The sequence below is a fragment of the Pseudomonas sp. S2_F03 genome (assembly GCF_054668335.1).
Map to the genome: position 1 here is coordinate 1,047,616 of NZ_CP162759.1, position 12,633 is coordinate 1,060,248.

8 protein-coding genes and 4 pseudogenes are annotated in these 12,633 nt (G+C 60.6%); 9 read left to right on the forward strand and 3 right to left on the reverse strand.

The features are described from left to right. Nucleotides 1-18: 18 nt before the first annotated feature. On the forward strand, nucleotides 19-567 hold the full coding sequence (locus AB4N76_RS05005; protein WP_077431677.1) for an RNA polymerase factor sigma-70: 549 nt from the start codon (nucleotides 19-21) through the stop codon (nucleotides 565-567). A 33-nt stretch (nucleotides 568-600) separates the two neighbouring features. On the opposite strand, the gene AB4N76_RS05010 is transcribed toward AB4N76_RS05005, so the two are convergent. Both AB4N76_RS05010 and AB4N76_RS05015 read right to left on the reverse strand, forming a co-directional pair. Beyond that, the gene (locus AB4N76_RS05010) at nucleotides 601-1,395 is read right to left on the reverse strand and encodes a substrate-binding periplasmic protein (protein ID WP_175648982.1); all 795 of its coding nucleotides are present in this window, start codon (nucleotides 1,393-1,395) and stop codon (nucleotides 601-603) included. Nucleotides 1,396-1,484: 89 nt separating this feature from the next. Continuing rightward, nucleotides 1,485-2,112 (reverse strand): annotated as a pseudogene (locus AB4N76_RS05015) (TetR/AcrR family transcriptional regulator). Between the two features lie 190 nt (nucleotides 2,113-2,302). Between AB4N76_RS05015 and AB4N76_RS05020 the strand changes: the two are divergent. The 8 genes and pseudogenes from AB4N76_RS05020 (at nucleotide 2,303) to ppnP (ending at nucleotide 11,717) form a co-directional block, all read left to right on the forward strand. Next, nucleotides 2,303-4,093, forward strand: coding sequence for an acyclic terpene utilization AtuA family protein (locus AB4N76_RS05020; protein ID WP_460164233.1), 1,791 nt, complete (start codon nucleotides 2,303-2,305; stop codon nucleotides 4,091-4,093). 12 nt (nucleotides 4,094-4,105) lie between these two features. Continuing rightward, nucleotides 4,106-4,976: pseudogene (locus AB4N76_RS05025) on the forward strand (SDR family oxidoreductase). 3 nt (nucleotides 4,977-4,979) lie between these two features. Beyond that, nucleotides 4,980-6,596, forward strand: coding sequence for a geranyl-CoA carboxylase subunit beta (atuC, locus tag AB4N76_RS05030; protein ID WP_046032370.1), 1,617 nt, complete (start codon nucleotides 4,980-4,982; stop codon nucleotides 6,594-6,596). Between the two features lie 123 nt (nucleotides 6,597-6,719). Then, complete coding sequence (gene atuD / locus AB4N76_RS05035; RefSeq protein WP_046032371.1) at nucleotides 6,720-7,877, forward strand: citronellyl-CoA dehydrogenase; 1,158 nt, start codon at nucleotides 6,720-6,722, stop codon at nucleotides 7,875-7,877. Beyond that, nucleotides 7,874-8,672: pseudogene (locus AB4N76_RS05040) on the forward strand (enoyl-CoA hydratase/isomerase family protein). Before atuD ends, AB4N76_RS05040 begins: the two are co-directional and overlap by 4 nt. A gap of 116 nt (nucleotides 8,673-8,788) precedes the next feature. Further along, complete coding sequence (locus AB4N76_RS05045; protein WP_460164234.1) at nucleotides 8,789-10,750, forward strand: acetyl/propionyl/methylcrotonyl-CoA carboxylase subunit alpha; 1,962 nt, start codon at nucleotides 8,789-8,791, stop codon at nucleotides 10,748-10,750. A 71-nt stretch (nucleotides 10,751-10,821) separates the two neighbouring features. Next, nucleotides 10,822-11,364, forward strand: coding sequence for a 3'-5' exonuclease (locus tag AB4N76_RS05050; protein WP_077431672.1), 543 nt, complete (start codon nucleotides 10,822-10,824; stop codon nucleotides 11,362-11,364). Between the two features lie 68 nt (nucleotides 11,365-11,432). After that, a complete protein-coding gene (gene ppnP, locus AB4N76_RS05055) occupies nucleotides 11,433-11,717 on the forward strand; it encodes a pyrimidine/purine nucleoside phosphorylase (RefSeq protein WP_085647581.1) in 285 nt (94 codons plus the stop codon). 68 nt (nucleotides 11,718-11,785) lie between these two features. On the opposite strand, the pseudogene AB4N76_RS05060 reads toward ppnP, so the two are convergent. Further along, nucleotides 11,786-12,593 (reverse strand): annotated as a pseudogene (locus AB4N76_RS05060) (MOSC domain-containing protein). Nucleotides 12,594-12,633 lie beyond the last annotated feature (40 nt).

The following is a 12,633-nucleotide window of genomic DNA, read 5'->3' on the forward strand; positions in this document are numbered from 1 at the left end:
GGCAGCAAGGTGATTTCCATGACGGAACAAGTATTCACAAGCAGGTGCGACTCACCGCTACTTCAGGCCTTCGTCGAGAATCGACTGATACTGGTCAAGATTGCCGCTCGCATCACCGGTTGCAGGTCACGTGCTGAAGACGTCGTGCAGGATGCGTTTTTCCGGTTGCAATCAGCGCCGCCGATCACGACTTCATTCAAGGCCCAACTCAGCTATCTGTTCCAGATCGTGCGCAACCTGGCGATCGACCACTACCGCAAACAGGCGTTGGAGCAGAAGTATTCCGGCCCTGAAGAGGAAGGTTTGAACGTGATGATTCAAGGTGCGTCACCCGAAACCTCGCACATCAATTTCTCGACCCTTGAGCACATTGCCGACGCGCTGACGGAACTGCCGAGCCGTACCCGCTACGCTTTCGAGATGTACCGGCTGCACGGAGTACCGCAAAAGGATATTGCCAAGGAACTCGGCGTTTCGCCGACCCTGGTGAACTTCATGATCCGCGATGCGCTGGTGCACTGCCGCAAAGTGTCGGGGCGTCAGGCGGATACATTTATCCGTCGCTAACATCTGAATTTCAGCCACCCGTGGCGCGCGTCATCAGGTTCGCGGCACCGGCACCACCGCGATCTTGTACGGGTCGAAAATCTTCAGCATCTCGCCATTGTCCCGCAGGCCTTGCAACAACTTGCCGAATGCCTCGCCACTGATGGGTGCGGTCGGGCGCAGGATGGCGTAGTGGTGATAGACCTGATCGATGCGCTGGGACACCAGCAACTGATCGGCAACTTTATCGTTGCGCAGCAGGTAATCGCTCAGATAAGAGCGCGTCACCAAGGCGATGTCCGCTCGACCGCGCAGCACCATCAGCAAATTGCTGTCGTGGGAATAGGTCAGCGTAGCGTTGTAGTTCTGCGCGAGGAATTTAGGCTCGGCGTTGAAGTTGGCGAATTCGTAGTGATAGCCGCTGAACAGGGCCAGGCGCTTGCCGGTGAGGTCGGTAAAATAACTCTGCTGTCGATCCGGCAGGCGTTGCGCGACAAAAATCTCGGCGTCTTCAAGGCCCATGTCAACGTTGGTGTGGGGAATGTCCTGCCACCCCCATTGCGGGTTCTCGAAAATAGCCATGTCGACCCGGCCCTGCTTGAAATCACCGAAGCGCCGGGGAATGGAGGTGGGTACCAGGACAAAATGATAGTCACTTTGTTCTCGATTCAACGCCTCGACCAATTGTGGCAGCAGGCCGGTGTCGGCACCGGATTCCGGACGGATCGTGTAAGGCGGAAAATGGGCGGCGCCCACCCGCACCAGTTGCGCAGCCTGGGACGGCAAAACCCAGAGCGCCGCAAGCGACGCCAGCAAAAGCCGCGAAGCCGTCCTGATTGGCGAAGACATCAAAACAACCACTCCCCAAAAATACGCATCAATGCATTCAAGCTAGGCGGTTTCAGCCACTTAGCCAGTTTCCCTGGTCCGGCACAACCTTACTGCTTTTCTTCGAGTACGAGAATCAGTGCCTCATCGGCCAATTGATCGAGGCTCATGCTGCCGCCAGCGCGAAACCAGGTCGTGGTCCAGGACAGCGCGCCCGTCAGGAAACGACGCGTGATGAACACATCGCCGCGAATAAAACCCGCCTCTTTGGCTTCACCCAGCACTTGCAGCCAGAGCTCTTCATAAATGTCACGCAGCGCCAACACCTGCGCCTGCCCTTCTTCGGATAACGAGCGCCACTCATACACCAGCACCGCCATGGCCTCGCCGCTGCCCCCCCATGATCGACTGCAATTCGCAGCGGATCAGCGCCAGTACGCGCTCGCGCACATTACCGGCGTCGGCCAGGGCTGCATGCATCAATGCCGTGTTGTAGCGGATGGTTTCTTCCATCACGGCCCGCAGGATTTCATCCTTGCTTTTGAAATGATGAAAAATGCTGCCTGACTGTATGCCCACGGCCCCCGCCAGGTCGCGCACCGTGGTGCGTTCATAACCTTTGTTGCGGAACAGATGAGCCGCCACTTGCAGCAGTTTGCCGCGGGCGCTGTCCGGGTCGGTCAATTGGCCGTTGTCGACCAATTCGCGCATGACCCTCAGGGCTTTTTGCTCGTCCACCCGTTCTCTCCTACAGTCGATCAATCAAATACACCGCTCGCCGCTAAAACTGCGGGGTTGCGCGGGCAATCTAAGCTGGCCGCGGCAACCAAGCAAGCGCTCGGGCAGAAGATATTTCAGACGTTTACAAACCAAGCGCTTGCTTGGTAGTCTCGATCCACTTCAGTGGGAGGTGGTTATGGAGTTGACTGTGCCTAAAACGATTCGCATCGGCTGCGCCAGCGCCTTCTGGGGTGACACCTCGACCGCCGCCGCGCAGTTGGTGGAAGGTGGACGCCTGGACTATCTGGTTTTCGACTACCTGGCTGAAATCACTATGTCGATCATGGCCGGCGCGCGGATGAAAGATCCGCAAGCCGGCTATGCGGGCGACTTCATCGAAGTGCTCAGCCCACTGCTCACCCGCCTCGCCGAACAGAACATTCGCGTCATCAGCAATGCCGGCGGTGTCAATCCGCAAGCGTGTGCTGCCGCGCTTCAGGCGGCGTGCGACAAGGCCGGCGTCGCCCTGAAAATCGCGGTGCTACTGGGCGATGACCTGCAACCGCAATTCAAACAACTGAGCAACAGCGGCATTCATGAAATGTTCAGCGGCGCACCGTTGCCGCCCATGTGCGTCTCGACCAACGCCTACCTGGGCGCGCCGGGCATCGTCGAAGCCTTGCGCCTGGGCGCGGAAATCGTCATCACCGGTCGCGTGGTCGACAGTGCCGTGGTCAGCGCTGCGCTGGTGCATGAGTTCGGTTGGTCCTGGCATGACTACGACAAGCTGGCGCAAGCCGCGCTGGCCGGCCACATCATCGAATGCGGCGCCCAATGCACCGGCGGCAATTTCACCGACTGGCGCGACGTACCCGATTACGAACACATCGGCTTCCCCATCGTCGAGGTAGGTGCCGACAGCCAGTTCATCGTCAGCAAGCCCGAAGGCTCTGGTGGCCTGGTCACGCCCCTGACCGTTGGCGAGCAAATGCTCTATGAAATCGGCGACCCACGGGCGTACCTGTTGCCCGATGTCGTGTGCGATTTCACCCAGGTCAAACTCCGGCAACACGGTAAAAACGCGGTTCAGGTGCACGGTGCCAAAGGCCTGCCGCCGACCGGTCAGTACAAAGTCAGCGCGACGTATCCGGACGGCTTCCGCTGCACCGCCAGTTGCCTGATCGCGGGCATCGATGCAGTCGCCAAGGCACATCGGGTCAGCGAAGCGATCATCAACAAGACCTCGCAAATGTTCAGCCAGCGTGGGTGGGCGCCCTACAGCGAAGTGAACATTGAACTGCTCGGCAGCGAAGCCACTTACGGCCCCCACGGCCAGCGCCGGGACAGCCGCGAAGTGGTGATCAAACTCGCCGTGCGCCACCCGAACAAACAAGCATTGATCATGTTCTCCCGGGAAATCGCCCAAGCCGCAACGGGCATGGCGCCGGGGCTGACCGGAATCGTCGGTGGACGGCCAACGGTGTATCCGCTGATCCGCCTGTTCTCCTTCCTTATCGACAAAACCTTCTGCACGCTGGACATTAACCTCAACGGCCAGCGCTATGCCTGCGCCCTGCCCGCGCTCGATGTGCTCGACACCGCAGACCTGCCCGTCGCCTTCGAACCGCCCACACCCACAGACCGCGCCGATGCCAGCGTGCCCCTGGTCAAACTCGCCGTGGCCCGCTCTGGCGACAAGGGCAATCACAGCAACATCGGCGTCATGGCCCGCGACCCCGAGTACCTGCCGTGGATCGCCGAAGCGCTGACACCCGAGGTGATGGTCGACTGGATGAGCCACGTCCTCGATCCTCTTCACGGGCGCGTGGAACGTTGGTATTTGCCCGGCACCCACAGCCTGAATTTTCTACTGGAAAACGCCCTCGGCGGCGGTGGCGTGGCCAGCCTGCGGATCGATCCGCAAGGCAAAGCCTTCGCCCAGCAGCTGCTGGAGATCCAGATTCCGGTGCCTCAGCGCATCGCCGACCAGGTCAACTAGAGGACTGTCGCCATGGCTTACGATTCGATTTTCAAAGCCGATTTGTTTGCGGGCCAAACCATCATTGTCACCGGCGGCGGCAGCGGCATCGGCCGGTGTACCGCGCATGAACTGGCGGCCCTCGGCGCGCACGTGCTGCTGGTCGGGCGCAAGGCCGACAAGCTGAAAAGCGTCGCCGCCGAGATTGCCGAAGACGGTGGCAAGGCGGATTGGGCCACCTGCGATATTCGTGAGGAAGAAGCGGTCAAGCACCTGGTCAGCGAGCTGATTCGCAAACACGGGCCGATCCACGGGCTGGTCAACAATGCCGGCGGGCAATACCCGTCACCCCCTGGCCTCGATCAATCAGAAAGGTTTCGAGACCGTGGTGCGCACCAATCTGGTGGGCGGTTTCCTGATGGCCCGGGAAGTGTTCAATCAATCCATGAGCAAGCATGGCGGCGCCATCGTCAACATGCTCGCCGACATGTGGGGCGGCATGCCTGGTATGGGGCATTCCGGTGCTGCGCGTTCGGGCATGGACAACCTGACCAAGACCGCTGCATTCGAATGGGGTTACGCCGGGGTGCGGGTCAACGCGGTGGCGCCGGGGTGGGTCGCGTCCAGCGGTATGGACACTTACGAAGGCGCTTTCAAAGCGGTGATTCCGACCTTGCGCGAACACGTGCCGCTGAAACGCATCGGGACGGAATCGGAAGTGAGCGCGGCGATTGTGTTCCTGCTCAGCCCGGCCGCGGCATTTGTCAGCGGCAGCACCTTGCGCATCGACGGTGCCGCGAGCCTGGGCGGTCGCGCCTGGCCGATCCACAAGGCTACCAACAGTGAGTCGTACAACGGTTTTCACCGCGCGTACTTACCAGAAGTGCTCAAGGACAAGGAATAAGCCATGCCGGTGATTCAATCGCATGTGGACCCGTTCAGCGCCCAGTTCGCCCAGAACCGTGACGCGATGCTGGCCGTGATCGAACACGTCCGCCAGCTCGAACAGAACCTGTTGAACAAGGCCGCCGAAGCCAAACCAAAATTCGACAAACGCGGGCAACTGCTACCGCGCGAACGTCTCAACCTGCTGCTCGACCCCGGTGCTCCGTTCCTCGAACTGGCGAGCCTGGCCGGCTACAAGCTGCACGATGATAAGGATGGCAGTGCTGCCGGCGGTGGCTTGATTGCCGGGATCGGTTACGTGTCCGGCGTACGGGTGCTGGTGGTGGCGAACAACAGCGCGATCAAGGGCGGCACCATTTCCCCCAGCGGATTGAAAAAGTCCCTGCGCCTGCAACAGATCGCCATGGAGAACAAACTGCCGGTGATCACCCTCGCCGAAAGCGGTGGCGCCAACCTGAACTACGCCGCGGACATTTTCGTCGAAGGCGCGCGCAGCTTCGCCAACCAGGCGCGGATGTCGGCCATGGGTTTGCCCCAGATCACGGTGGTGCACGGCTCGGCCACTGCGGGGGGTGCTTATCAGCCGGGCTTATCGGACTACGTGGTGGTCGTACGCGGCAAGGCCAAGTTGTTTCTCGCCGGCCCGCCCCTGCTCAAAGCGGCGACCGGCGAAGTCGCCACCGATGAAGAACTGGGCGGCGCCGAGATGCATGCGCAAACCGCCGGCACCGCCGAATACCTGGCCGAGAACGATGCCGACGGTGTGCGACACGTGCGCGAAATCGTCAGCCTGCTGCCGTGGAACGAACAGTTGCCCTGGTTACCCGAACGTCAATATGAAGAACCGCTCTACCCCATCGATGAGCTGTTGGGCCTGATCCCTGACGACCCGAAAAAACCCTATGACGTGCGCGACATCGTTGCCCGTATCGCCGACGGTTCGAATTTCCTTGAGTTCAAGGGTGAGTTCGATCAACAGACCGTTTGTGGCCAACTGAAAATTCAGGGGCGAGCCTGCGGTTTTATCGGCAACAACGGCCCGATCACACCCAAGGGCGCCAGCAAGGCTGCGCAGTTCATCCAGCTCTGCGACCAAAGCCAGACGCCGCTGCTGTTTTTCCACAACACCACCGGGTTCATGGTCGGCACCGAATCGGAACAACAAGGCGTGATCAAGCACGGCGCCAAGATGATTCAAGCCGTGGCGAACGCTCGGGTGCCGAAACTGACGATTGTCGTCGGTGGCTCGTATGGCGCCGGCAACTACGCGATGTGTGGTCGCGGCCTCGACCCGCGTTTCATCTTCGCCTGGCCCAACAGTCGCACCGCCGTAATGGGCGGCACCCAGGCCGGCAAGGTGCTGCGAATCGTCACCGAGGCCAAGCAGCTCAAGGACGGCTTGGTGCCCGACCCGAAAATGCTCGACATGCTGGAACAGGTCACCGCGCAAAAACTCGACAGCCAGTCCACCGCTCTCTATGGCAGCGCCAATCTGTGGGATGACGGGCTGATCGATCCGCGGGACACCCGGACGTTGCTGGGTTACTTGCTGGATATCTGCCACGAGGCCGAAGTGCGGCCATTGCAAGCCAACAGTTTTGGCGTCGCGCGTTTTTGATGGATCGTTCCCACGCTCTGCGTGGGAACGCAGCCCGGGACGCTCTGCGTCCCAAAGCGGACGCAGAGCGTCCATAGAGGCATTACCACGCGGAGCGTGGGAACGATCAGGAGAACAACAAAAATGATCTTCACCCAGGAACACGAAGCACTGCGCCGCACCGTCCGCCAATTCGTCGATCACGAGATCAACCCTCACGTCGAAGAATGGGAAAAGGCCGGTCGTTTTCCGATCCACGAGATCTTCCGCAAGGCCGGCGATCTCGGCCTGCTGGGCATATCAAAACCGGAAAAATTCGGCGGCATGGGGCTGGACTACAGCTACTCCATTGTCGCCGCCGAAGAGTTCGGCACTATCCATTGCGGCGGCATTCCGATGTCCATCGGCGTGCAGACCGACATGTGCACCCCGGCGCTGGCGCGGTTCGGTTCCGATGAATTGCGCGACGAGTTTCTGCGCCCGGCCATTACCGGTGAACAGGTCGGCTGCATCGGCGTCTCGGAAGTCGGTGCCGGTTCCGACGTCGCCGGGCTGAAAACCACCGCCCGCAAGGACGGCGACGACTACGTGATCAACGGCAGCAAGATGTGGATCACCAACTCGCCAAGCGCCGATTTCATCTGCCTGCTGGCCAACACTTCGGACGACAAGCCGCACATCAACAAATCGCTGATCATGGTGCCGATGAACACGCCAGGCATCAGCCTCAGTTCGCACCTGGACAAACTCGGCATGCGCAGTTCGGAAACCGCCCAAGTGTTTTTCGACAACGTGCGGGTGCCTCAGCGTAACCGCGTCGGCCATGAAGGGGCCGGGTTCATGATGCAAATGCTGCAGTTCCAGGAAGAACGCCTGTTCGGCGCGGCAAACATGATCAAGGGCCTGGAGTATTGCGTCGACAGCACCATCGAGTACTGCAAGGAACGCAAAACCTTTGGCAGTGCACTGATCGACAATCAGGTCATTCACTTCCGCCTGGCAGAGCTGCAAACCGAAATCGAATGCCTGCGGGCGCTGGTCTATCAGGCCACCGAGCAATACGTCAAAGGCCAGGACGTCACTCGCCTTGCCTCCATGGCCAAACTCAAGGCCGGGCGTCTGGGCCGCGAAGTCAGCGACAGCTGCCTGCAATATTGGGGTGGCATGGGTTTCATGTGGGACAACCCGGTCGCCCGTGCTTACCGTGACGTGCGACTGGTGTCGATTGGCGGCGGCGCCGACGAAATCATGTTGGGGATCATCTGCAAACTCATGGGCATTCTGCCGGGGAAAAAGAAATGAGCCCCCTGCCCGATTGCCAGACGTTGCTGTTGGAGCCGCATAACGGCGTGCTGCACATCACCCTCAATCGCCCGGAAAGTCGCAATGCCATGAGTTTGCAGATGGTCGCCGAACTGCGCTCGGTACTCGGGGCGGTGCGCGATGATCGCGCGGTTCGGGCCTTGGTGATTGGCGGCGCCGGCGGGCATTTCTGTGCCGGTGGCGACATCAAGGACATGGCCAACGCTCGCGCTCAAGGCCCGAGCGCCTACCGCGAGTTGAATCGGGCGTTCGGCGCCCTGCTACAAGAAGTACAACACGCGCCACAAGTGGTGATCACGGTGCTGCAAGGCGCGGTGTTAGGGGGCGGCCTGGGGCTGGCATGCGTCAGCGATGTCGCCCTGGCCGATCACTTGGCGCAATTCGGTTTGCCGGAAACCAGCCTCGGTTTGCTGCCCGCGCAAATAGCCCCCTTCGTGGTCCAGCGCATCGGCCTGACCCAGGCCCGGCGACTGGCGCTGACTGCCGCGCGTTTCGACGGTACGCAGGCGCGGCGCATGGGCCTGGTGCATTTTGTCGAACATGACGCGCAAGCACTGGCCGAGCGCCTCGATGAAATCCTCGCCCATGTGCTGTGCTGCGCGCCGGGTGCTAATGCGACGACTAAAAAACTGCTGCTGGCGAGTGCCGGGCAACCGTCGGATGCGTTGCTGGATGAAGCGGCGCAATGGTTTAGCGAGGCAGTGACCGGGGCGGAAGGTGTCGAGGGGGACGATGGCTTTCGTACAAAAGCGTAAACCGGGATGGGCCTCCTGAAAGCATCGAGGCAAGCCCGCTCCCACAAGAGATCTTCAGCATAAAGAGATCCAATGTGGGAGCGGGCTTGCCCGCGATGGGGTCATCACATTCACCGCAAACCAAGGGAACAGAATATGCCCGGACTCAGAAAAATCCTGATTGCCAACCGCGGTGAAATCGCCTGCCGTATCCAGCGTACTGCGCAAGCGCTGGGCTATCGCACGGTTGCAGTGTTCAGCGATGCCGACGCCGATGCCCTGCATGTGCACATGGCCGACGAAGCCATCAACATCGGCCCTGCCCCGGTGCAGCAGTCTTATCTGAACGTCCCGGCCATCATCGACGCCGCCCGGCGCACGGGGGCCGATGCGATCCACCCCGGCTACGGTTTTCTCTCGGAAAACGCCGGCTTCGCCCTTGCCTGCCGCGACGCCGGCATCACCTTCATCGGCCCCAGCCCCGAAGCCATCAAGCTGATGGGCAGTAAACATCTGTCGAAAATCGCCATGATCGAGGCCGGCGTGCCGTGTGTCAGAGGCTATCAAGGTGCCGAACAGGACGACACCACCCTGAGCCGCGAAGCCGAGCGCATTGGTTATCCGTTGATGATCAAGGCCAGTGCGGGCGGGGGCGGACGTGGCATGCGCCTGGTGCCGGATGCCAGCGAGTTGTTGGAACAACTGCGCACCGCACGCTCCGAAGCGCAGCATGGTTTTGGCAGCGACGAACTGATCCTCGAACAAGCGTTGATCGACCCGCGCCACGTCGAGATTCAGCTGTTCGGCGATCAACACGGTAACCTCATCTACCTCGGAGAACGCGACTGTTCGATCCAGCGCCGCCATCAAAAAGTCATCGAAGAAGCGCCCTGCCCGGTGATGACCAGCGAGTTGCGCCAGGCCATGGGCGAGGCCGCGCTCAAGGCTGGCAGGGCGGTGAATTACGTCGGCGCAGGCACCGTGGAGTTTCTGCTGGATGCGCGCGGGCAATTCTACTTTCTGGAAATGAACACCCGGTTGCAAGTGGAACACCCGGTCACTGAATTGATCACCGGGCTGGACCTGGTGGCCTGGCAGTTACTCGTCGCCGAAGGACAACCACTGCCGTTACGACAGGAACAGGTACAGCTCAACGGGCATGCCATGGAAGTGCGCCTGTATGCCGAAGACCCGACCCACGGTTTTCTGCCGCAAACCGGTCAGGTCACGGCTTGGGAACCCGCATTGCCGGGCAGTGTACGGATCGATCATGGCCTGATAGAAGGCCAGAGCATCAGCCCGTTTTATGACCCGATGCTCGGCAAGATCATCGCCCACGGCGCGACTCGCGAAGAGGCGCGGCGCAAGTTGCTGCGGGCCGTGCAGGACAGCGTGTTGCTGGGCGTGCAGAGCAACCAGCGTTTGCTCGCCAGCCTGCTCGACCACCCGCACTTCATCAGCGGTGAATTCAGCACCGGTTTTATACCGACCCGCTTCGTTGACCATCCGTGCTTGCAGGCCTATGTCCCGAACGCCTCAGAACTGGCCATCGCTGCCGCACTGTTCTATCACGCCTCGGCACAGGCTCACCCGGCACCACTGACTGGCTGGCGCAACAATGCCAGTGTGCCCTTGCACTACCGCATCGGCCTGAATGAACAGGATTGGCCGGTGGAACTGAACGCCACACCTGACGCACCCATGCGCATTCGTGTCGCCGGGCAAGCGCTGGAATTGAAGATCATCCAGAGCGACGGGCGCTGGGCAACGCTGGACATCAACGGCATCCGCCAGCGTCATGCCTATCGTCTCCAAGCCGGGCAACTGTGGTTGTTCACCCGCCCCGGCAGCCTGCAACTGGTGGATCGGACCCAGGCACTGGTCAGCGCTCAGGCCAGCGTCAGTAACGGCACGCTCAAGGCACCTATGGACGGTGCCATCGTCGACGTTCTGGTCAGTGAGGGCAGCCAGGTCAGCAAAGGCCAGCTATTGGTGGTGCTCGAAGCCATGAAAATGGAGCATCCGCTCAAGTCAGGCATCGACGGCGTGCTGAAACGCTTGCAGGTGCAGGTCGGCGATCAGGTCAAAAATCGTCAGATTTTGTTGGAGGTCGAATAAGACGCTAGGCGGATCCGCCGGGTTTGGCTACGCTCAAGCCCTATCAGGACGCGGATACCAGGAACCCTGCGATGCCTCACTGGCTGGTGATAGATCTGGAAGCCACCACCGATGAAGGTGGCTGGCCAGTAACGGAAATGGAAATCATCGAAATCGGTGCCACCCTGGTGGACCGCAAAGGTCGCGAGCTGGATCACTTCCAGCGTTTCGTGCAACCGCTGCGTCGGCCATTGCTGACTCCGTTTTGCCGGGAGCTGACTCACATCACCCAAGGCAATATTGATACCGCACAACCGCTGACCGAGGTTTGGCCGTCATTCGAGCGCTGGCTGGACCCGCATCATTCTCGTCTGGAAGGCTGGGCGAGTTGGGGCGATTACGATCGCAAACAATTGGTTCAGGAGTGGGAGCGCCTGCAACTTGACAGCGCCCTGAGCCGGGTACCGCACATGAACCTCAAGCAGCGCTTTGCCAAGGTCAGACGACTGGAGCGTCCGCTGAGTCTCAATGGCGCCTTGCAACTGGCGGGCCTGCAGTTCACCGGGCAGCAACATCGGGCACTGGAAGATGCGCGCAATACAGCACGCTTGCTGCCGCTGGTTTTCCCCACCTAGAGAGGTGACGGCGTTCGAGGCCTTGTGCATACTGGCCGGCCCTTTTAGCCCTTTTCGAGGAATCGCCCATGTTTAAAGTCAACGAGTACTTCGACGGCACCGTCAAGTCGATCGCCTTTGGCACCGCTGAAGGTCCTGCGACCATCGGCGTCATGGCTCCGGGCGAGTACGAGTTCGGCACCAGCCAGCGTGAAATCATGCACGTGGTCAGTGGTGCCCTGACTGTCAAACTGCCGGACAGCAGCAACTGGGAAACCTTCGCGGCCGGCAGCCAGTTCAATGTGCCTGCCAACAGCAAGTTCCAGTTGAAAGTGGCCGTCGACACCGCTTACCTGTGTGAATACCGCGGCTAACCCCCCCGGGTTCTCAACACAAAAAATGCCCGTGTCCTTGGACACGGGCATTTTTCGTTCAGGGGCTTTTATTCGAGAATCGTCACCGGCATTCCGACTTCGAGACGACCGCTGCTGTCGTTGACCAGATTCTGCCCAAACATCGCGCCATCGGCTTCAGCGCGGTATTTCTGCAGCGTGGCCAGTGGTTCCCGGTCTTCGCTTCGCTCGCCGGTTTGCGGGTCGATGGTGGTCAGAATGCAGCGTGAACAGGACTTGACCACCCGGAACTCGACATCGCCGATGCGGATACGCTTCCAGCCATCTTCGGCAAAGGCTTCGCTGCCCTCGATGACCAGGTTCGGTCGAAAGCGCAGCATCTCAAGTGGACGCCCGACCTTTTGCGACAAGTCTTCCAGGGACGCCTGCCCGATCAGCAATAACGGGTAGCCGTCGGCGAACGCAACCTGGTCATCGTCGTTGCCGTAACCGGCCTCCGTGGTGCGTGCACGATCCAGAGGAACTTGCACCAGCCGCGTCGGTTTACCAATGAACTCGCTGACCCAGGCACCTGCTGCGTCACCGGCATCCGGCACACGCAAGGTGTCACGCCAGATAGTCACACCACGCAGTGGCGCGTCGTTACCGGGCAAGGCGATATCGATTGACGTGTGGCCCGGTGCATTGAGGGTCAGCCCGCCATCGGCATTCCACAACGCCGACAACTGGCTCATTGACGCTACCGCGCGCTGGGTCAGGGAAGCGCCCGCTGGCCTCATCGACCAGCATCCAGCGTCGATCACCGTCCAAACCCAGCTTGTCGAGGCCGACGCGCTGCAAGGGTTCGCCCTTGCCGGATTTCAACGGATAACGATAAAGCGCGCTCAGACGCAGCATGGCCAGCTCCTTGGTGGGCAAAAAACCCACCCTATACGAG